The organism is Bradyrhizobium sp. ma5 (assembly GCF_042258955.1).
Classification (GTDB): Bacteria; Pseudomonadota; Alphaproteobacteria; order Rhizobiales; family Xanthobacteraceae; genus Bradyrhizobium.
This window is the reverse complement of sequence record NZ_CP170156.1, coordinates 533,340-554,558: the sequence shown is the minus strand read 5'-3', so window position 1 is coordinate 554,558 and position 21,219 is coordinate 533,340. Positions and strand designations below refer to the sequence as shown.

Below are 21,219 nucleotides of genomic sequence, written 5' to 3'. Positions count from 1 at the left end.
GCGCTGCGCGCTCCTCAGGATGACGGGTTTAATGAGGGCCGCTCGCAGTCACCCGCTGCAGCTCCGCGGTCAACCGATCCAGCGCATCGGCCAGCATCACGCCGCCACACACGGTGAGCCGCTCCGGCAGCACGATCCGCTTGATCTCCGGATAGAAGCGCTCCAGCGCCGGATGCAGCAGGAAGGCGCGGCCCTCATCCTCGGCGCGATCGCCGGCCTCCGACACCAAGATGAAATCCGGCCGCAGTTTTACGATCGCCTCCAGCGAAGCAAATCCGCCCGCGTCGAGCCCGAGCTCGCCGGCCGCGTTGGTCAGGCCGGTTGCCGCCAGCAGCGAGCTGATCAGGCTGCTATCGCCGGAGACAAAGCCGCGGCGCTCCAGCGGCAGCACGCGATAGTGATGAACGCTCGCCACCGCCCGCACCCGCGCGACCGTCGCATCGAGCCGCGCGACCTCGGCCCGCGCGCGATCGGGATGTTGCACCACGTCGCCCATCGCGCGGATCTGGTCCCTCACCTCGTCCAGCGTGCGCGGCACCGTGAACTCGACGAGGTGCAGCCCGTTGGCCTTCAAGAGATCGCGCGTCGCGCGCTTGTCGAACAGGCTGACCACGACAAGGTCGGGCTTGAGCAACAGCACATCCTCGGCCCCGCCCGACAGGCGCGGAAAGTTTCGCGCTTTCTCGGCGGCCCAGGATTGCCAGGCATCGCGCGAAAAGCGGCTCAGCCCGAGGATCTGGTCCGGATCGGCCAGCGACAGCACGAGCTGGTCGCTGCACACATTCATCGAGATGATGCTCGGTCCGGCCGGCAAGGCGGCTGCACACGACATCAGCCATGCTGCTGCAGCCAAAGCTGCGAGACGCCACCCACCCATCACACGTCCGCCCACGGCACGATCACGGCCTCGCGCCGAAATTCGGCGCGATAGGCGCTGACCCGGAACACGCTCGCGAGGACCGCTTCGGACAACGCCTCATCCGGCGTGCCTTGCGCCGCCAGCCGTCCGTCCGACAGCACCAGCACATGATCGGCAAAGCGCGCGGCGAGCCCGAGATCATGCGTCACCACGATGACCAGCACGCCGGTGTCGGCGACGTTGCGCAGCTTCTGCATCACGTCGATCTGGTGGCGTGGATCGAGCGAAGCGGTCGGCTCGTCGGCGAGGATCACCGGCGCCTCCACCGCCAGCACCCGGGCCAGCGCGACGCGGCTGCGCTCGCCGCCGGAGAGCTCGGTGACGCGGCGATCGGCGAATTCGGTGACGTCGACCGCCTGCATCGCCCGCACCACCGCCTCGATATCCTTCGGCAACAGTCGCGCCGGATCGGTCGCGCCATGCGGATAGCGGCCGAGCGCGACGATATCGCGCGCCGGCAGCGGCCAGTGCACCATGTGCCCCTGTGGCAAATAGGCGAAACGTTTTGCCCGTTCGCGCAGCGGCAGCGACGCCAGCGCGTCGCCGCCGATCCTGATGTCGCCATCGGATGGAATTAGTCCAGCGAGCGCGCGCAGCAGCGTGGTCTTGCCGGCGCCGTTGGGGCCAACCAGCGCGACCAGATGGCCGGCCTCCAGCGACAGCGAAACATCGTGCAGCACCTTGCGGCTGCCGAGCGAGGCATTGAGCGCGGTGGCGGCGAGCAGCGTCATGCCACGCCTCCGCCCAGCGCGCGGCGTTCGCGCATGATCAGATACAGGAAGAACGGCACGCCGATGATCGAGGTCAGCACGCCGACCTTGATGTCCGAGGTCGAGGGGATGATGCGCACCGCGATATCGGCGGCGAGCAGCAGCGCCGAACCGGTGAGCGCGCTCGGCACCAGCAGCCGCGCCGGATCGTGACCGATCAGGGGGCGCATCAGATGCGGTGCGACGAGACCGATGAAGCCGATCGTGCCCGTGACGGCGACAGCACCGCCGACGCCGAGCGCAACGCCCGTGATCACGAGCAACCTTAGCCGCCCGACATCGACGCCGAGGCTCTGCGCCGCCTCCTCGCCGAGCGTCAGCGCGCGGAACGCGCTCGCCTGGCTGAGCAGGATGGCAGCGCCCGCGATGATGAAGGGCAGCGCCAGCGCCACGTGCTGGAAGCTGCGGTCCTCCAGCGAACCGAGCAGCCAGAATGCGATCTCCAGCACCACGAACGGATTGCTGGAGAGGTTCATCACCAGCGCGGTCGCAGCCCCGGCGAAGCTCGAGATCGCAAGCCCGGCGAGGATCAGGATCAGCAGCCCGGCATTGCGGCCGGCGATTGCGAGCAGCGCGAACACCGAGCCGAACGCAGCGATGATCGCCACCACCGGCAGCGCGTAGGAGCGCACATCGGCGAGGCCGAGCGCGATCACCAGCACCGCGCCGAATGCCGCCGATTGCGGCGCGCCGAACAGCGACGGCGAGGCCAGCGGATTGCGCAGCAGGCCCTGGAGCGCCGCGCCCGATAGCCCGAGAATACCGCCGATCGCGAACGCCAGAATGGTGCGCGGCAGCCGGATCTCGCGCACGATCACCTGCGCCACATCGCTGCCGCCGCCGAACAGCGCCTCGATCACCGCAAGCGGCGACAGCCGCACCGGCCCGATGCCGAGCGAGAGCACTGCCAGCAAGACCACGAGCGCGAGCAGCGCCGCGGTGGCGCTCCATCGGCGCCGCGCCGCGACCTCGGCCGCCAAGGTAAAATCCTGCACGCTCATTGGATCCATGCTCTTACAGCGATCGCCGTGGCAGGCAAGCGACACTCGACAAAAACCGTGGCCGCGTGACCGCTGCCCGACGTCCGCCGGGTTGACATTGCTGCCGGGCCGAACCCTAGATGAACATGACGGTTCTTTAGCGAGATGAAAAGGGAATGCGGTGCGGGGAAACTTCCCCAATGCCGCGGCTGCCCCCGCAACTGTATGCGGTGAATCCTTCGTCACAGGCCACTGGGAATCTCGGTCCTGGGAAGGCGACGAAGGGTAACGACCCGCGAGCCAGGAGACCTGCCGTCAGCCGTGGTCACACGCGAAGATGCCGGTCGGGGAGTACAGGCATGAGCTTCACCTGACGCGAGCGCGCATGGTGAGACTGGTTCGCGGTGACGTGCCACTGACGTTACCGAGGTCTCGCTTAGATGTTCTCCAACTCTTCCTCCCGGCGCCGCGCGCTTCTGTTCGCGTCGACGATGATCGTGCCGACAATCGTTCTCTCGACCGCACAGGCGCAGCAGGCACCCTCGCCCGATCAGCTACCGGCCGTCGAAATCACCAAGCCAAGCGACCAGAATTTCACGCGCGCCAAGCCGGCCGCCGACGAAGCGCCGGCGCCGCGCCGCCCGGCGCCGGGCACCGCCCAAGGCAACAATGTGGGCAGCGGAGCAGGATCGAACACGACAGGGACCGGACCGGCCGCCGGAACGGGCGGCGGCGGCCGGCAGTTCGCTGGCATCGTCGGCTCGTCGTCGACCGTGATCACGGCCGACGACATCGCGCATTCGCCAGTGCAGTCGCTGCCCGAGATTCTCGCGCAGGTGCCAGGCGTGCAGCTGCAAACGCTTTACGGCGGGCCGAACGGCGCCAAGACCTCGGTCGACCTGCGCGGCTTCGGCGCATTCGCCTCCGACAACACCTTGTTCCTGCTCAACGGCCGACGCCTCAACGACGTCGACAAGGCCGGCTTCGATCTCACGACGATCCCGCTCGATTCGATCGAACGCATCGAGATCACCCGCGGCAACAGCGGTGCGGTGCTCTATGGCGACAACGCGGTGGGCGGCGTGGTCAACATCATCACCAAGACCGGCGCCGGCGGTCCGCCAGCGACGATACGCGCCGAAGGCGGTTTCGGCTCGTTCAACACCCGCATGGCCGCGGTGTCCGCGGCGCTCAATTCCGGCCCGTGGTCGACCTCGTTCTACGGCAACGGCATCAAGTCCGACGGCTACCGCGTCAACAACGCGCTCGACCAGCGCAACGCCGTCGGCAACGTCAATTACACGACATCGGATCTCACCGCCTTCCTCACCGTCACCGGCAGCGACCAGAAGCTCGGCCTGCCCGGCGGACGGCTGGTCGATCCGTCGATCGGCGTCAACGAACTGCTCACCGATCGCCGCGGCGCGGCGACGCCCTTCGACTATGCCAACCAGCAGACCGCCAGCGTCACCACTGGCTTCACCAAGACGCTGATGAACGGCGTCGACCTGATCGTCGACGGCGGCTGGCGCCAGCGCGAGACGCAAAGCGGCTTCTTCGGCACCGTGCCGACCATCAGCTTCGCCTCGACCTACAATGACGCCGCGCTGCAGACCTGGTCGATCACGCCGCGGCTCAGCGTCAAGAACGTGATGCTGGGCATGCCGTCGACGATCCTCACCGGCATCGACTATTACGATTCGACGTTCCGTGAGGCGCGCGGCGCCTATCAGGGCGTCGATCCCTATCACATCTACAATATCGAGCAGCAAACCGTGGCCGGGTACTGGCAGCACACACTGGGCCTATTGCCGACGACCGACTTCTCCTACGGCGCGCGCGTCCAGAACACCAGCGTCTCGGCACGCGATCGCTACGATCCGAACGCACCGTTTGCGTTCGACACGCAGGCGGCGCCGCTCGACAGCAACGAGACCCAATACGCGCTGCATGTCGGCGCCGAGCATCGCTTCACCGACACCTTCTCGGTGTTCGGCCGTGCCGCGCGCGCATTCCGCACGCCTGACGTCGACGAGCGCGTCGCATCGGGTCCGTCATTCGACCCGCTGACCTTCGCCCCGATCCCGCAGAACTTCCAGCTCAAAACCCAGACGTCGCAGGACGTCGAGGGCGGCTTCCGGGTCAAGACCAACTTGTTTCAGGTCCAGACCAGCATCTATCTGATGGATCTCGAGAACGAGATCCATTTCAACCCGGTGCTGTTCTACAACACCAACCTCGACCCAACCCGCCGCTACGGATCGGAGACGAGCGCCTCGCTGAGGGTCAGCGACAGCGTCACCCTGCGCGGCGGCATGGCGATCACCCGTGCCGTCTTTCGCGAAGGCATCTGGGCCGGCAACGACGTGCCGCTGGTGTCGCGCTACACCGGCAATCTCGGCGTGACCTGGAATATCTGGCAGAACTATCTGGTGTTCGACGCCACGGTGCGGGCCTGGAGCTCGCGTATCATGGACAACGACCAGGCCAATACCCAGAACCGGATTCCGGGCAACGCCACTGCCGATCTCAAGCTCAGCGGGCAATATGACCGCTTCTTCTGGTCGCTCAGCGTGAACAATCTGTTCAACGCGCTCTATTACGACTACGCCATCGCGAGCTCGTTCACGGCCGGCCGCTTCTCGGCCTATCCGCTTCCCGGCCGCACCTACATGGTCAAGGCCGGCGCGACGTTCTAGAGCATGATCGGCGCGGCCGCGCGTGACCCGGCCGCGCCATCTCCTTACGTTACAAGCCCCGGTGAACTGGAGTAGAATTCCGGCAGATGATTTGACCCGTGCAGGGGAAACGCATGGCCAAGGCCGGAAAGAAGAGCAAGGGCAGCGGCAAGATCGACGACAAGACCGACGACAAGTCGAAAAAGCCTCCACCGCCCGCAGCGCCGCAGGACGACGATTATGAGGATGGCGACATCGCCACGCCGAAGGTCGATCGCTACGGCAATGATGATGAGCCATTGTGACGGATGAGCGATATCCATCCCCACGTCGTCCCGGCGAAAGCCGGGACCCATACTCCGCAGCGGATGTTTTGAATGGGACTCGTCGTTCCACCATCGCTCACCAATAACCATTCGTGGTTATGGGTCCCGGCTTTCGCCGGGACGACGTGTTGAGAGATCGTGCAAGAAACTTTCCCCCTCAATTGTCCTGATACTTGCGCGATCGAGCAGATGCGCACCGAAGCCACCGCGGGCCAGCGATGAGGCGATCGGCGGTGATGCCAGCAGCAGCGCTGTCGTCATCGCCAGCGGCACGGCGCTGAGCCCATCGAGCCGCACCGGCGTCAGCTCCTCGCTGCTGCCCCGATAGAGACCTTCGCCCGCGGCGATGCGACCGCATTCCCTGATCAGGTCGCGCCGCGTGCCGTCGCGCGATGCGCTGCCGAGCAGCGCCTGCATCGCGAGATGCGTCCGCACCCCGACACGGCTCTCGGGAAGCGGCGCCGGCGTCTCGCCGAGCGAGACCCGCAGCAGCAGGTCGACCAGATCGGTGCCTGACCGGTGCGCGTTCATCGGCTCGACCAGCCGCGGGTTGCAGTCGATCAACAACGGCGTTGCGCTGTCGAGCGGCATGATAACGTCGACCGAGAGCGCGCCGTGCCAGCCGAGATGCGCGCCGATGGTCTCGAGCGCGGCGCGAATCGCCGGCCGGCTCACGCTCTCCTTGATCGCCTCGCCGCCACCGACGCCGGCCGCGATCTGCCGGTAGGCGTGGAAGCCGACCAACGCGCCGCGGCAGAACACCGACTGGGCTTTCTCGACCGTGCCGGTGATGAGATCCTGCGCCAGCACCTCGCCGGTAAAATCGCCGGCGGATTCGAGATCATAGAGCGCGCGATTGAGATCGCCCGCGTCGCGCACGAACCAGACGCCGCGGCTGGCGGTGCCGACCGACGTCTTGACCACGGATGGAAACCGCAGGCCGTCGCGCAGTCCGTCGGCCGAGGTCACGATCCGGGTCGGCGGCTGCGGCAGCCCGAGCCGGTCGAGCAGCCGGCTGAAGCCGGCCTTGCTGTGCACGGCGCGATAGCTGTCGAAATCCGGCAGCGCCAGGCCCGTCCGTGATATCAATCGCGCCGCGGCGCGGGCGAACAGAAACCCCTGCTCATGGGTCGGCAGCAGCACATCGTATTGCCGCGATGCCAGCAGCCGCTCGACGAAGCCCAGGAAGCCGGCCGGATCTGACCGCAGTGGCGGGCAATGGTGGTACTTGCGGACAAAGCGGGAGTAGCGCGCCAGGCACCAGCGCGAGGGGTCGCAGACCTCGACGTGATGGCCGGCCAGCCCCAGGATCGTGATCGCCTCGCGGCCGGAGGTGCTGGAGCCCTCTGACACAAGCACCCGGAGCGGCTTTTTGGGGTCGATCATGACCGATCATCACCGCAGGACCGCACTTTGTCGCCGCCTTTAATGCCGCATGTGTCGATCCGGCACGCCCGCGCCGGGGGCAGCCATGCAGGCGCGTTCATGGACAATTAGCGGCCAGCCTTTATTTTCTGGCCGCCCTGCCGGGCATATTTTTTGACGCGTTTTCTGCACCCGAACCGGTACCCACTTCGCTCGAAAACGCTTTGGAATTGGGGTTTCACTGACATGGTCGACATTCTGGCCGCACCGCAGCAAGCGAAAGCCGACAGCGCGCTGCGCACGCTGACGGGCATTTCGGTCGCCCATTGGGTCAGCCATTTCCATATCTTCGTGCTGCCGATGCTGTTCCCGTTCCTGAAGCAGCAGCTCGGCGTCGGCTATATCGAACTCGGTTTCGCGCTGACAGTGTTCGCGGTGGTCTCCGGCCTGACCCAGGCGCCGATCGGCTACCTCGCCGACCATATCGGCGCGCGCAAGATCCTGCTGATCGGACTGACCATCGGCGGCTGCGCGTTGATCGGGCTCGGCCTGCATCTGAGCTATACCTCGCTGATCGTCTGCGCCATCGCGCTCGGCCTCGCCAACAGCGTCTACCATCCGGCAGACTACGCCATCCTCTCGGCCCATATGGACGAGGCGCGGATGGGCCGCGCCTTCTCGATCCACACCTTTGCCGGATTCCTCGGCGGCGCGGTGGCGCCGGCGATCATGGCCGCTCTGGTCGCCTGGATCGGTGGCCTCGGCGCGCTGGTCGTGGCCGGCGCGGTCGGCCCGCTGGTGGCGCTGTTCCTGATCGTGCTCGGCATTCCCGATGCCGGCGCCAACAAGAACAAGCCGAAGGACGGCTCAGCACCGAAGGCCAGTGTGATCACGCCGGCGCTGATGGTGCTGACCGCGTTCTTCACGCTGCTCAGCCTGTCGACCTCGGGCATCAACAATTTCGGCGTGGTCGCGCTGCTGGGCGGTTACGGCGCGTCATTCTCGACCGCCAACATCGCACTCACCGCGTTCCTCGGCGCCAGCGCCGCGGGCGTGCTCGCGGGCGGCTATCTCGCCGACTGGACCCATCGCCACAGCCAGCTTGCCGCGGCCTGCTTCGCGGTCAATGCCGTGTTGGTGCTGCTGATTGCGCTGATGAGCCTGCCGCCGGTGGCGCTCACCTTCGCGATGGGGCTCGCCGGATTCCTCGGCGGCGTGATCGCGCCGTCGCGCGACATGATGGTACGCAACGCCGCGCCTCCCGGTGCCGCCGGCCGCGCCTTCGGCATCGTCTCCACCGGCTTCAACTTCGGCGGCATCGTCAGCCCGTTGCTGTTCGGCTGGATCATGGACCAGCACATGCCGCATTGGGTGTTCGGTGCGTCGGTGGGCTTCATGGTGCTGACCGTGCTGCTCGCGCTGGTCACCGAACGCAAGCCACAGGCCTCCGGGCTTGCGATCCAGGCGCAGCCCCGTTAGGGCACCCTTGCTCTAAGCCGCATGAAGCTTCCGTCCACGCAAGACGCGACGATCCACGCTGCTGCCGAACTCACCGGCCCCAGAATGCGGGCGTCGTCTTGAAGCGGCGCCAGCTCTTGCGCAGCGCTTTCGCGACCGCGATCTGATCGCGGGCCAGCCAGCCGGCCATCGCGCCGATACCGAGATGAAGCGCGGGTTGGTCGTCCCGCGCGATGGTGTGGAGCAGCACGCGGGTGCTGCCGATGTCGCAGACTCGCCCGAGGCTGTTCTGCAACCCGGCGAGCCGCTTCACATAGCGCTTCGCGGGCGCGTGGGACGCATAGAGCGGCAGAAAGAACTCCGCCGCATAGCGCAACTTCTTGAGATTGATCCTGAGATTGTGCTGCGCGTTGATATCGAGCCGCCGGAACCGCGCACCCCGCTTCAATGTCTTGCGATGCAATCGTTCCAGAATCTGATCGGCGAGCACCGGCATCGGCTGTGACAGGACAGCCAGCGCTTCGCTGTCGATCTCGTTGCGCCAGCTGCGGCGTTCCACCAGATGCCCCAGCGAGAGCAGGAAGCGGCTGCATCGAGGGTCGGCCAGAACGCTTTGCAAGGTCCCGTAGCTCGACTTCTGCCGCCGCTCGACCGCCTTGCGAAGGCCGTCCAGGTCGATATCCGGAACCGCGCTGACGAGGCGGGTGATGGTCGTTCCTGCGAACACGTCCCAATCCCGGGCCTTGCCGAGTTGGCGCATCAGCCATTTTGCTTCGCTGTTGATCGCCAGAAATGCCGGCGCAGGAATGTCGCGCCGGAACAGCGCACAGATCGTCCGCAAGCGCCGCAAGGCCACGCGCATCTGGTGCACGCCTTCGGGGTCGGTTCCCTGCTCGGCCACCGCGTGATTTTTCAAAAGATGATGCCAGCAGGAGCCCACCAGCAGTGCGATGACGTCGTCGACCACGAGGTCCGCCGTGATGCCTGACAAGTCGGCCTTCGTTGCCAACGGCGCGACATCGAACGCCAGCGCATAGCCGCGTTCCGCCTTGCTCCGCGTGCCGATCTGCAGCGGCGCGGCGTCGAGCAGCTGGGTTCCGAGATCGAACAGGACGCCGGCATTGCCGCTCTTCAGTTCAAGCTCGATTTCCGACAGCACCTCCTGGCGCGCATCGGCCTCGATCGTCCCCTCGTCGAATGCGATCTCAATCGACGCATCGGGCAGATCGAGCTGCCGCGCGTGCCGGCGCACTTTTGTCGCGAACACCGGCACCAATCCATCGTTGCTCAGCCCCGCCACGGGATCGCCGACCTCGTCGGCGGGGAACCGCGCCAGATCGGGGGTGATGCCTTCAATCGGCATCTCCCATTGACGCCGCCTTAGAGGCTGCGCGCCATTGGACGAAAGCTTCAGCGTCTGGATGAAGCTTTTGCCGCTGCGTCGCACACGCAACGACATGCCATGCTGAAACAGCAGCCGCTCCGGCGTGTCATAATAGACCGTTTCCAGCCGGTGAAATGCGCCGCGATTGCGCGCATGCTGCACGATGCAGGCTGCCTCGCGCAGTTTTCCGAGGCTTCCTTGCGGCGCAAGCAGCTTGAGTTCGATTTCCGCCTGATCGCCATGCCTGACGGCAATGGCAGTCCCCGCATCGGTCACGACCGGCCGCCGTCCATCGAATGAAATCGCCCCCGGCATGGTCTATGAAGGTTTCATGACAATGACAAGGCATATCGCGCCATTGCAGCCCGCAATGGCCGCAAATTGTATCTAAACTCACGCTTTTAAGTTGGATTTGGCCGCACCGCCATCCAAGCGCGCCGAAGCGTGATGCGCAGCAGGAATTTGTTCCGATCGCCGCGACAACACTTGCTTCAAGAGCGGCTCGATCCGCGACAGCTCATCGAGATAAACCGCAGACAGTTCGGCGAGATGATCGGCCTGGCTCGGAACCCGTTTCCGGGCCTTGCCTTGCGATCTCGGGGGTCTTTTCAACGCTGCCATTCGATGGCTACCGCTTGTAATTATATCGCAATACGATATGACGCCGCGTCCACTCCACCCCGAGCCTTACGCCACCCATGAGCGTCATTTCCACCAAATCGAACACCTCCGCCAAAGCCACCGCCAAGACCAGCAATACGATCGGCGACAAGGCCAGCCACCTGCTGAGCGACTTCACCACCGATCCGCGCGTCGTGGTGATCTCGGCGATCGCCGTGTTCGTCTCCGCCGCCGGCGTGCTGGCCGGTGCGGGACTGCTGCAGCTGATCAAGCTTGCCACCAATATCGCCTATTTCGGCCAGTTCAGCTTCGCCGACCTGAAATTGCAGGATTCGCCGCTCGGCCTCTGGACCGTGCTGGTGCCGGTCGCGGGCTCGCTGATCATCGGACTGATGGCGCGCTTCGGCAGCGAGAAGATCCGCGGGCACGGCATTCCGGAGGCCATCGAGGCCATCTTGCTGGGCCGCTCGCGGCTCGATCCCAAGGTCGCGATCCTGAAGCCCTTGTCGTCGGCGATCTCGATCGGCACCGGCGGCCCGTTCGGCGCCGAGGGCCCGATCATCATGACGGGCGGAGCGATCGGCTCTCTGATCGCACAGATGCTCCCCGTCACGGACAACGAGCGCAAGACCCTGCTGGTGGCCGGCGCCGCCGCCGGCATGACCACGGTGTTCGGAACGCCGATTGCCGCGATCATGCTCGCGGTCGAACTGCTGCTGTTCGAATGGACGCCGCGCAGCTTCATTCCGGTCACCGTCGCCGCCGTGGTGGCAGCGGTCGGGCGCACCTTCTTGCACATGCCCGCGCCGCTGTTTCCGTTCACGGGCAGCGTCGACATCTCCGTGCTGCAGCTCGGCGCCTGGATGCTGATCGGCATCCTCTCCGGGCTGCTGTCGGGCCTGCTCACCCAGCTGGTCTATGGTTGCGAGGACATTTTCCTGAAGCTGCCGATCCACTGGATGTGGTGGCCGCTGATCGGCGGCCTGGTCGTCGGCCTCGGCGGGCTGATCGAGCCGCAGGCGCTCGGCGTCGGCTATGACAACCTCGCTTCGATGCTGCAAGGCGACGTGGTGCTGAAAGCGGCGCTGCTGCTGCTGGTGGTGAAGGCCGTGATCTGGTCGGTCGCGCTCGGCTCGGGCACGTCGGGCGGCGTGCTGGCGCCGCTGCTGATCATGGGCGGCGCGATGGGAACGGCGCTAAGCGGCTACCTTCCGGCGGCGAGCCCCGGCTTCTGGGCACTGCTGGCGATGGCGGCGACGATGGGCGGCACGATGCGCTCGCCTTTGACCGCGACCTTCTTCGCGGTCGAGCTCACCGGCAACACCCATGTGCTGCTGCCGCTGATCGCGGCCTGCTGCAGCGCGCATGGCGTCACGGTGCTGCTGATGCGGCGCTCGATCCTGACCGAGAAAGTCGCGCGGCGCGGTCACCATCTGGTGCGCGAGTACCGGGTCGATCCCTTTGCGCTGACGCGAGTGCGCGACGTGATGACCAAGGCGGTCGAGACGGTCGCCGACACCATGACGCTGCACGGCGCGGCAGCCTTCCTGACCAACCCGAAGACCGGTCACCCGAGCTTCCCGGTCGTCGATGCCAACCATCACGTGCTCGGGGTGATCGACCCGCCGTCCGTGCTGCGCTGGCGCCGGGCCGGCAAGCATCGCACCGCGACGCTCAACCAGCTGCTGGCGGGCAGCAAGATCACCGTCGCCTATCCCGATGAGTATCTGGACCGGCTCGCCGACCGCCTGATGCAGGTCAACGTCTCGCATCTGCCTGTCATCTTGCGCGAGGATCAGCGCCTCGTCGGCTACATCGGCTGGAAGGACCTGATGCGGGTGCGCGCCAGGCTGCAGGCCGAGGAAACCCAGAAGACATCCTTCTTCGGCGCGCGATAGGTTCGAAGCGGCTTCACCGGCGGAACAAATTTCCGCCGGGCGCAACGCATGTTCTCGCTGGCAAAATCGCTGCCAGCGCATCCCAGAGCTTCACCGGCGATGGTTGACAGCATCAAGGGCTCACCCATGATGCCGGCAACCAAGAACAGCCCCGGGATGAAACGCCATGACCTCGACCCCAGACCTCGTGATCCGCGGCGGCAACATCGCCGACGGCAAGGGCGGCGACCTCTATGAGGCCGATGTCGCGATCTCGGGCGGCAAGATCACCGAAGTCGGCAAGGTCTCCGCAAAAGGCAAAGAAGAGATCGACGCGCGCGGCAGACTGGTGGCGCCCGGCTTCGTCGACGTCCACACCCATTACGATGGTCAGGTGACCTGGAGCCAGGACATCACCCCGTCGTCGCAGAACGGCGTCACGACAGCGATCATGGGCAATTGCGGCGTCGGCTTCGCGCCCTGCCGGCCGAGCGATCACGGCAGGCTGATCCAGTTGATGGAAGGCGTCGAGGACATTCCGGAGCCGGTGCTCTCCGCCGGCATTCCCTGGGCATGGGAAAGCTTCCCCGACTACATGGAATGGCTGTCGAAACGCAGCTTCGACATGGACATCGGCGCGCAACTGCCGCACGCCGCGCTGCGGGTCTATGTGATGGGCGAGCGCGGCGCACGCCGCGATCCCGCCACGCCCGAGGACAACCAGGCGATGGCCGCACTCGCCGGCGATGCGGTGCGATCCGGCGCGCTGGGCTTCTCGACCTCGCGCACGCTCAATCACCGCACCTCGACCGGCGACTACACGCCGACGCTGAAGGCGGGCGAGGATGAATTGACCGCGATCGCCGGCGCGATGCACGGCGTCGGCCGCAGCGTACTGCAATTCGTGCTCGACCAGAGCACCGTCCACGAAGACCTGCCGATGATGCTGCGGGTCGCCGAGAACACAAAATGCCCGATCTCGTTCTCGGTCGCCCAGGCCGACAAGGCGCCGCGGCGCTGGCGGCAGACCATGGACACCATCAATGAAGCAGCCGCGCGCGGCCTGTCGATCACGACCCAGATCGCGGCACGGCCGGTTGGGCTGTTGCTCGGGCTGGAATTGTCGCGCAACCCGTTCCAGACTCATCCGAGCTATCGCGAAATTGCCAGGCTGCCGCTGGCCGAGCGGCTGACGCATCTGCGGCGGCCCGAGGTGCGCGCCGCGATCCTGAGCGAGAGCGCGACGGCGACCGACGATCCGCTGTTCTTCCGGCCGAACTACGACAAGATGTATCTGCTGGGCAATCCGCCGGACTACGAACAGCCGCCGGAGAACGCGCTCGGCCCGCAGGCGCGCCGCCAGGGCCGGCAGCCGGAGGAGCTCGCCTATGACGCGATGCTGACCGACGAGGGCCGCGGCATGCTCTATGTGCCGTTCCTGAATTATGCCGACGGCAATCTCGATGCCGTGCATGAGATGCTGCGCGAGCCGAGCGCCGTGCCCGGCCTGTCCGACGGCGGCGCGCATTGCGGCATCATCTGCGACGCCAGCTTCCCGACCTATCTCTTGACGCACTGGACGCGGGACCGCAGCCGCGGCGAGAAGCTCTCGATCCCGTTCGTGATCGCGGCGCAATCGCGCAAGACCGCGCTGTCGGTTGGGCTCACTGATCGCGGCGTGATCGCGCCCGGCTTCAAGGCCGACGTCAACGTGATCGATTACGACCGGCTGCATCTGCATCCGCCGAAGGTGCATTACGACCTGCCGGTCGGCGGCCGCCGCCTATTGCAACAGGTCGACGGCTACGACGCCACCATCGTCTCAGGCGTGGTGACCCAGCGCGAAGGCAAGGCCACCGGCGCGCGACCGGGCAGGCTGGTGCGCGGCGCGCGGGGGATGAATTGAGATAGCTTGTAGCCCGGATGAAGCGAAGCGCAATCCGGGGCAGCTCGATCCGCGGATAGCAAGGCCCCGGATTTCGCTGCGCTTCATCCGGGCTACAGAAAGCTCGACATTGACGCGAACCGCGGCCGCCGCGTCGACCCTCCCCTGGAGGGGGAGGGTCGCTGGGCATGTAGCGAAGCGGAATGCGCAGCGGGGTGGGGTGACGGTCTCTCCACACGGATGCTGCCCGTGTTGAGAGATCACCCAACCCCGTCTCACATTTCGCTGCGCTCAATGTGATCCGACCCTCCCCCTCCAGGGGAGGATCGAAGCATCACGTCCCTTACGTCGGCGACATCGCACCCTTGATCGCGCCCGCTTGCTGCGAGCTGCCGGTCAGCCGCGCGCGCTCGGTGTTGGGCCACAGCAGCAGCAATCCGAGTAGTCCCGAGCCGACCATGATTGCCGCGTTGATGGTGAAGCCGCTCATATAGCCGGCCATCGGCGTGGCGGCGTGCTGGATCACACTGCCCATCACCGTCGGCGCCAGGATGCCTGAGATGGTGTACAGCGCGCCGTAGATCGCGATGATCGCGCCGCGCTGCGATACCGGCGTGAACTCGCCGAGCATCGGCGGGCACACCACATAGATCGAGCCGCACAGGCCGGAGCCGATCACCAGCAGCGCGATCATCAGCGCGCCCGGCGGCGCATAGGGCAGCGTTGCGAGGATGGCGCCACCGATGACCAGAGGCACCGAGCCGAGCACGCCGCGCGCGCCGCGCGTGGTGAAGCCGCGCGCCAGCATCAGCTGCGAGATCCAGCCGGTCAGGAGCACGATGGTCGCACCGAAGATCCAGGGCAGGATCGAGACGAAGCCGGCCTGCTGCTGCGAGAAGCCGAGCCCCTCGATGATGAAGGAGGTGAACCAAGTCAGCCCGAGCGACAACGCCCAATAGGCGCCGAAGGTCGCGACCACGCAGCCGACGAAGGTGCGCGATGTCAGCAGCTTCCAGTAGGGAATCCGCGGCTCCTCGGCCATGACGGCAGCCGTCGACACCAGCGGCCCCTCCTTGCCGAGCGCGAACCAGGCGACGGTCCAGATCAGGCCGACGATTCCAAGCGCGCCGAAGGCGTGATGCCAGCTGTGATTGACGATGATCCAGTTCAGCGCCGGCACCGCGAGAATCACGCCGAACGCCGAACCCTGCGACAGGATCGCGGTCGGCAGCGTGCGCTTCTCGTCCGGAAACCATTTGTAGATCGCGTGCGCGGCAACCGAGAAGGCCGGTCCCTCGCCGGCGCCGAGGATGATGCGGCAGATCACCAGCGTCGTATAGCTGACGGTACCGATCATCGGAAACTGCGCCAGCGACCAGATCACCGCCAGGATCAGCAGCACCCAGCGCGTATCAACGCGGTTGACGATGAAGCCGACCACGATCGCCGAGATCGAGAACAGGATGAAGAAGGCCGAGCCGAGATCGCCGAATTGCTCCGGGGTGAGACCCATCTCCTTCCGGATCGGCACGCCGGCAAGCCCGACCACGATCTTGTCCGCAAAGTTCACCACCATGAACAGGAATAGAAGGAAGGTGATCTGCCAGGCGCCTTTGGGCGTCCCCGTTGACGTCCCCTTGGACGTCGATTGCGTCGTCATGTCTGGCTCCCCGTCGTTTCGTTTTTTGGCTTCGTAAGATCGGCCCCGTCAGGCGATGCTAGCCACGCCTCGCCGCGCAACGCAACCCGCATTTCCTCGGGTTCTGTGGCCGGCGCGACACGATGGCCGGGCGAGCCCGCCCGATCACGATCGCGTCGTCGCGGCCAGTGAAGCGGTGATCTGTCATGGGCCGGCTGCTATGCTCGGGGCAACGAAAAGCCGAGGTTATTGGAGGTTGGGTTATTTCATGAACAGATCGATCCTTCGCGCGGCCGCCTGCGCTGCGCTTGTGTCCGCCGCACTACTCGCCGTGCCTCAAGTCCGCGCTGAGGACGCCGCCGGTCCCGACTATGCGGCGATCGTCGCCGCGCCCGATCGCAGCGATGCGGATCGCCAGGTCGACCAGCGCCGCCAGCCGGCCAAGATGCTGGCCTTTGCCGGCGTCAAGCCCGGCATGAACATCCTCGACATGGCGGCGAGCGCCGGCTACAGCACCGAACTGTTGGCGCGCACCGTCGCCCCGTCGGGCAAGGTCTACGCGCAGGATTCGGCGACCGTGCTCGAGCGCTTCGTCAAGGACAAGTTCGACACCCGCGCCAAGTCGCCGGCGATGAAGAACGTCGTCCATGTGGTGCGCGACTACGACGATCCGATCCCGCCCGAGGTCAACAACCTCGACATGATCACCTTGTTCTTTTTCTATCACGACATCAGCTATCTGCCGGTCGATCGCGCCGCGATGAACAAGAAGATGTTCGCCGCGCTCAAACCCGGCGGCTACCTCGTGATCGCGGACCACTCGGCCAAGGCGGGCGAAGGCGTAAGCGTCGCCAAGACGCTGCACCGGATCGAGGAGAGCACCCTGAAGCAGGAGATCGAGGCGGCCGGCTTCAAGCTGGTGGCCGAAGCCGATTTCCTGCATCATGCGGAGGACCCGAAGGACATTCCCGTCTTCAAGGCGCCGGTGCCGATCGACGAGTTCGTCCTGAAATACCAGAAGCCTTGAGTGAGGCACGGCTATCGCTTCATCTGACCAGACCGCCGCGGTGCTTCGCGTCACCGGCCTGACCAAGAGTTACCGCTCTGCCGGTGAAGACGTCGCGGTGCTGCGGGGCGTCGATCTCGCTGTGGCGACCGGCGAGAGCGTGGCGCTATCGGGCGAATCCGGCAGCGGCAAGAGCACGCTGCTGCATCTGATCGCAGGGCTCGATGCCGCCGACGGTGGCGAGATCAGGCTTGCCGACATCACCGTCGCCGGTCTCAACGACGCCGGCCGCGCCGAGTTGCGCCGCGACCGCCTCGGCCTCGTGTTCCAGCAATTCAACCTGATCCCGAGTTTGACGGTTGCGGACAATCTGCTCTTCCAGTCCCGCATCGCCGGCCGGCACGATGCGGCCTGGCATGACGAGCTGGTCGAGCGCCTTGGGCTCAAGCAGCTCCTGAAGCGCTATCCCGAGCAATTGTCCGGCGGCCAGCAGCAGCGCGTCGCGATCGGCCGCGCCCTGGCGCCGAAGCCGCTGTTGCTGCTCGCTGACGAGCCAACCGGCAATCTCGACGAGGACACCGCCGACGAGGTGCTGCATCTGGCGCGCGATCTGGTGGCGCGTACCGGCTGCGGCTTCCTGATGGTCACCCACAGCGCGCGGCTCGCCGCGACGCTCGACCGCCAGGTCACCCTGCATGCCGGGATAATCGCATGAGGCGGGCTCTCTGGATCCTCGCCGTGCTGCTCAGCCATTGGCGGCGGCATCCGATGCAGCTTGCGACGCTCTTGATCGGGCTGATCTCGGCGACCGCACTGTGGAGCGGCGTGCAGGCGCTGAACCAGCAGGCTCGCATCGCCTATGACCGCGCCGCCGCGACCTTCGGCGGCTCGCGTACCGCCATGCTGGTGAGCCGCGATAGCGCGACCTTTCCTCAACAACTGTTCGTCGATCTGCGCCGCGCCGGCTGGCCGGTGTCACCGATGCTGGAGGGTCGCGTCCAGATCGACGGGCGCAGCCTCCGCCTGCTCGGCGTCGAGCCAGTGACTCTGCCGTCCGAGGTCGGCAACGCACCGGCGGTCGGGCGCGGCAACCTGCTGTCTTTCGTCACGCCGCCTGGTGAAATGCTGGTGGCGCCGGAAACGCTACGCGATCTCGGCCTCAAGGAAGGCGAACGGCCGCAGGCCAACGGCACGACCTTGCCGCCGCTGCGCGTGCAAGCGGAGCTCGCCCCCGGCGCGCTCATCGTCGACATCGGCATCGCGCAGGACATCCTGAAGATGCCCGGCCAGGTGTCGCGCCTGCTGGTCGGCAAGTCCAAGGCACCGCATGCACCGCTGGAAAGCGTCGCAGGCGAAAAACTCCGGCTGGTCGAGCCGAGCGCCGAAAGCGACCTCGAACGGCTGACCGACAGTTTCCATCTCAACCTCACTGCGTTCGGCCTGCTGTCGTTTTTCGTCGGCCTGTTCATCGTCAATTCCGCGATCGGCCTCGCCTTCGAGCAGCGGCTGCCGATGCTGCGCACCTTGCGCGCCTGCGGCGTCTCGGCACGGCTGCTCAACACCGTGCTGGCGATCGAGCTGGTGTCGCTGGCGCTGGTCGCCGGCCTGATTGGCCTGGTCTGCGGCTACTTCATCGCGGCAGCCTTGCTGCCCGATGTCGCGGCCTCGCTGCGCGGGCTCTATGGCGCGCAGATCCCCGGACAGCTTTCGCTCAAACCCGTCTGGTGGTTCGCCGGCATCGCCATCAGCATTCTGGGCGCGCTCGCCGCCGCCGCCGCGAGCCTTGCCAAGGCGATCCGGATGCCGGTGCTGGCGACGGCGCAGCCGCAAGCCTGGCAGCAGGCGCAGCGCCGCTGGCTGATGTTCCAGAGCGCTGCGGCGCTCGCAGTGTTTGCGGTCGCCGCGGCTCTGATTCAGTTCGGCGATTCCCTGATCGCGGGCTTTGCGGTATTGGCCGCGCTGATGCTCGGCGCAGCATTGATCCTTCCGATGGTGCTGCAAATCGCGCTCGCGTTCGGCCAGCGCAGCGCGCGGGCGCCGGTCGGCATCTGGTTCTGGGCCGACAGCCGCCAACAGCTCTCGGGCCTGTCGCTGGCGCTGATGGCGCTGTTGCTCGCGCTCGCGGTCAATGTCGGCGTCAGCACCATGGTGGAAAGTTTCAGCCGCACCTTCCTGGTCTGGCTCGACGGCCGCCTCGCCGCCGATGTCTACATCAGCGCCGCCAGCGATGCGCAGGCGAAGGAGATCAAGGCGTGGCTGCGCGATCGGCCTGAAGTCGAGGCCATCCTGCCCGGCGGCCGCGCCGACACCCAATTCGGCGGCGCACCGATCGAGGTGCTCGGCCTGCCCGACCACGTCACCTATCGCGACAACTGGCCGTTGCTGGAAAGCACGTCCAATGCCTGGGTCCGGCTACGTCCCGGCGACACCTGTCTCGTCAGCGAGCAGCTGTCGCGGCGGATGAAGCTTGCTATCGGCGATCATATCGAGGTCCCCGCCCCTGGCGGTCCCTGGCCGCTCGAGATCGTCGGCATCTATGCCGATTACGGCAACCCCAAGGGCCAGATCGCGGTCAACTTCGCCGCACTGACCCGGCGCTTCCCGCAGACGCCACAGACCCGGCTCGGGCTTCGCGTCGCGCAAGATCACATCGCACCGCTGATCACGGCGTTGCAGGAGAAGTTCGGCCTCGACGACCGCAACGTTGCCGACCAGGCGACGATGAAGCGGGAATCCAGGCGGGTGTTCAACCGCACCTTCTCGGTGACCGCGGCGCTCAACGCCTTCACGCTCGGCGTCGCCGGGATCGCGCTCTTGACCAGCCTGCTCACGCTCGCCAATTCGCGGCTGCCGCAGCTTGCGCCGCTGTGGGCGATCGGCCTGACGCGGCGGCGGCTCGCGGCGCTCGAACTGCTGAAGACCATGGCGGTCGCATTGATCACCGCGCTGTTCGCGCTGCCGCTCGGCCTCCTGGTTGCGTGGTGCCTGCTTGCGATCGTCAATGTGAAGGCGTTCGGCTGGCGGCTGCCGTTCCACGTCTTTCCGTTGCAGCTGATCGAGCTGCTCGCGGTGGCGCTCGCTGCAGCCTTCTGTGCGGCGGCACTGCCGGTCGCTAGATTGGCGCGCATGCAGCCGGCCAGCCTGATTAGGATCTTTGTCAATGAGCGCTAGCGGCGCGATCACCCGTCGCGCCTTTGCCGGCGGTGCGCTGGCGCTCGCGCTCGGCGACAAGGGTTTTGCGCAGGGCTTTGCCGGGCTCGGCGAGAATGCCGAAGGTTTTTCCGCCGTTACGCCCGGCAGGCCGTTCGTATTCCCCATCGATCACGGCCCGCATCCGGAATTCCGGATCGAGTGGTGGTACGTGACCGCGAATCTCTCCGACGCGAATGGTGCCGCCTATGGCGCGCAATGGACGCTGTTCCGGCAGGCGATGAAGCCGGGCGGCCCCAGCGAGGGCTGGGCCAACCAGCAGGTCTGGATGGGCCACGCCGCCGCGACCAGCGCCACCACGCATCGCTTCAGCGAGACTTTTGCGCGCGGCGGCGTCGGTCAGGCCGGTGTCGAAGCGACGCCGTTCCGCGCCTGGATCGACGCCTGGGAGATGCGCGGGATCGACCCGTTCGATGCGCCGCGCGTCGCGCCGCTCGAGCTGAAGGCCTCGGCTGCCGACTTCAGCACCGCGCTCCGCCTCGACGCCAATCGCCCGTTGGTGCTGCAAGGCGACCGTGGCTACAGCCGCAAGTCGGATCGCGGACAGGCCTCCTATTATTACAGCCAGCCGTTCTACCAGGCGTCCGGCCGCATCGTGATCGACGACAGACCGGTCGACGTCACGGGCATGGCCTGGATGGATCGCGAATGGAGCAGCCGGCCATTGGCGGCGGACCAGACCGGCTGGGACTGGTTCTCGCTGCATCTGCCGGGCGACGAGAAGCTGATGCTGTACCGGCTGCGCCAGAAGGATGGCCGCGAGAACCTGTTCGGCAACTGGATCACGGCGGACGGCCGCTCGGCCGAGATAGCGGCAGCCGGCAACAGCATCATGCCGGCTGCGACCACCGAGATCGACGGCCGCAAGTTGCCGACGTCATGGCGCGTCAACCTTCCGGCGCGCGGCCTTGCCATCGAGACCACGCCGGTCAATCCGAAGGCCTGGATGGGGACCAGCTTCCCTTATTGGGAGGGCCCGATCCGCTTTGCGGGCAGTCACACGGGAATCGGCTATCTTGAGATGACCGGGTACTAGAGCGGCCCAGCAAAAAATTCCGCCAGTCACACCGGTCGCTGCCGCCCCGTCATGACATCGGGGCC

The 21,219-nt window shown here is 66.3% G+C and carries 17 protein-coding genes and 1 riboswitch; of the genes, 10 read left to right on the top strand and 7 right to left on the bottom strand.

All coding sequences use genetic code 11. The features are described from left to right. Nucleotides 1-28: 28 nt before the first annotated feature. From ACE103_RS02490 to ACE103_RS02480, 3 genes are read right to left on the bottom strand one after another with little or no spacing between them, the layout of a single operon-like run. Nucleotides 29-832 carry an ABC transporter substrate-binding protein gene (locus tag ACE103_RS02490; protein WP_375778209.1) on the bottom strand — a complete coding sequence of 268 codons (804 nt, stop codon included), beginning with the start codon at nucleotides 830-832 and terminating at the stop codon, nucleotides 29-31. 44 nt (nucleotides 833-876) lie between these two features. Beyond that, on the bottom strand, nucleotides 877-1,650 hold the full coding sequence (locus ACE103_RS02485; RefSeq protein WP_375778208.1) for an ABC transporter ATP-binding protein: 774 nt from the start codon (nucleotides 1,648-1,650) through the stop codon (nucleotides 877-879). Beyond that, complete coding sequence (locus ACE103_RS02480) at nucleotides 1,647-2,690, bottom strand: FecCD family ABC transporter permease (RefSeq protein ID WP_375778207.1); 1,044 nt, start codon at nucleotides 2,688-2,690, stop codon at nucleotides 1,647-1,649. The genes ACE103_RS02485 and ACE103_RS02480 overlap by 4 nt, the downstream gene beginning before the upstream one ends. 112 nt (nucleotides 2,691-2,802) lie before the next feature. Then, nucleotides 2,803-3,001: riboswitch (cobalamin riboswitch) on the top strand. A gap of 159 nt (nucleotides 3,002-3,160) precedes the next feature. On the opposite strand from ACE103_RS02480, the gene ACE103_RS02475 reads away from it, so the two are divergent. Both ACE103_RS02475 and ACE103_RS02470 read left to right on the top strand, forming a co-directional pair. Then, on the top strand, nucleotides 3,161-5,368 hold the full coding sequence (locus ACE103_RS02475; protein ID WP_375778206.1) for a TonB-dependent receptor: 2,208 nt from the start codon (nucleotides 3,161-3,163) through the stop codon (nucleotides 5,366-5,368). A 113-nt stretch (nucleotides 5,369-5,481) separates the two neighbouring features. Next, entirely contained in the window at nucleotides 5,482-5,652 is a 171-nt protein-coding gene (locus ACE103_RS02470) for a hypothetical protein (RefSeq protein ID WP_375778205.1), read from the top strand. 117 nt (nucleotides 5,653-5,769) lie between these two features. Here the strand turns inward: ACE103_RS02470 and ACE103_RS02465 are convergent, their stop codons facing one another. After that, on the bottom strand, nucleotides 5,770-7,059 hold the full coding sequence (locus ACE103_RS02465) for a hypothetical protein (RefSeq protein ID WP_375778204.1): 1,290 nt from the start codon (nucleotides 7,057-7,059) through the stop codon (nucleotides 5,770-5,772). 225 nt (nucleotides 7,060-7,284) lie between these two features. Here ACE103_RS02465 and ACE103_RS02460 point away from each other — a divergent pair, with 225 nt between their 5' ends. Further along, the gene (locus ACE103_RS02460; protein WP_375778203.1) at nucleotides 7,285-8,517 is read left to right on the top strand and encodes an MFS transporter; all 1,233 of its coding nucleotides are present in this window, start codon (nucleotides 7,285-7,287) and stop codon (nucleotides 8,515-8,517) included. Nucleotides 8,518-8,587: 70 nt separating this feature from the next. On the opposite strand, the gene ACE103_RS02455 is transcribed toward ACE103_RS02460, so the two are convergent. Continuing rightward, the gene (locus ACE103_RS02455; RefSeq protein WP_375781313.1) at nucleotides 8,588-10,063 is read right to left on the bottom strand and encodes a CHAD domain-containing protein; all 1,476 of its coding nucleotides are present in this window, start codon (nucleotides 10,061-10,063) and stop codon (nucleotides 8,588-8,590) included. Between ACE103_RS02455 and ACE103_RS02450 the strand changes: the two genes are divergently transcribed. Further along, nucleotides 9,959-10,180, top strand: a complete 222-nt coding sequence (locus ACE103_RS02450) for a hypothetical protein (protein WP_375781318.1) — start codon at nucleotides 9,959-9,961, stop codon at nucleotides 10,178-10,180. The genes ACE103_RS02455 and ACE103_RS02450 overlap by 105 nt on opposite strands. Before the next feature lie 93 nt (nucleotides 10,181-10,273). Here ACE103_RS02450 and ACE103_RS02445 read toward each other — a convergent pair whose 3' ends face one another. Then, nucleotides 10,274-10,501, bottom strand: a complete 228-nt coding sequence (locus ACE103_RS02445) for a hypothetical protein (protein ID WP_375778202.1) — start codon at nucleotides 10,499-10,501, stop codon at nucleotides 10,274-10,276. A 77-nt stretch (nucleotides 10,502-10,578) separates the two neighbouring features. On the opposite strand from ACE103_RS02445, the gene ACE103_RS02440 reads away from it, so the two are divergent. Further along, on the top strand, nucleotides 10,579-12,399 hold the full coding sequence (locus tag ACE103_RS02440; protein ID WP_375778201.1) for a chloride channel protein: 1,821 nt from the start codon (nucleotides 10,579-10,581) through the stop codon (nucleotides 12,397-12,399). Nucleotides 12,400-12,565: 166 nt separating this feature from the next. After that, complete coding sequence (locus ACE103_RS02435; protein ID WP_375778200.1) at nucleotides 12,566-14,284, top strand: amidohydrolase family protein; 1,719 nt, start codon at nucleotides 12,566-12,568, stop codon at nucleotides 14,282-14,284. A gap of 322 nt (nucleotides 14,285-14,606) precedes the next feature. Here ACE103_RS02435 and ACE103_RS02430 read toward each other — a convergent pair whose 3' ends face one another. Beyond that, complete coding sequence (locus tag ACE103_RS02430) at nucleotides 14,607-15,923, bottom strand: MFS transporter (RefSeq protein ID WP_375778199.1); 1,317 nt, start codon at nucleotides 15,921-15,923, stop codon at nucleotides 14,607-14,609. 247 nt (nucleotides 15,924-16,170) lie between these two features. On the opposite strand from ACE103_RS02430, the gene ACE103_RS02425 reads away from it, so the two are divergent. The 4 genes from ACE103_RS02425 to ACE103_RS02410 are packed head-to-tail and all read left to right on the top strand — an operon-like array spanning nucleotide 16,171 to nucleotide 21,154. Further along, on the top strand, nucleotides 16,171-16,929 hold the full coding sequence (locus ACE103_RS02425; protein WP_375778198.1) for a class I SAM-dependent methyltransferase: 759 nt from the start codon (nucleotides 16,171-16,173) through the stop codon (nucleotides 16,927-16,929). Nucleotides 16,930-16,969: 40 nt separating this feature from the next. Then, entirely contained in the window at nucleotides 16,970-17,623 is a 654-nt protein-coding gene (locus tag ACE103_RS02420) for an ABC transporter ATP-binding protein (protein ID WP_375778197.1), read from the top strand. Next, nucleotides 17,620-20,079: an FtsX-like permease family protein gene (locus ACE103_RS02415; protein WP_375778196.1), complete on the top strand. Its 2,460-nt coding sequence runs from the start codon at nucleotides 17,620-17,622 to the stop codon at nucleotides 20,077-20,079. Before ACE103_RS02420 ends, ACE103_RS02415 begins: the two co-directional genes overlap by 4 nt. After that, nucleotides 20,069-21,154: a lipocalin-like domain-containing protein gene (locus ACE103_RS02410; RefSeq protein ID WP_375778195.1), complete on the top strand. Its 1,086-nt coding sequence runs from the start codon at nucleotides 20,069-20,071 to the stop codon at nucleotides 21,152-21,154. Before ACE103_RS02415 ends, ACE103_RS02410 begins: the two co-directional genes overlap by 11 nt. The last annotated feature ends 65 nt before the right edge of the window (nucleotides 21,155-21,219 follow it).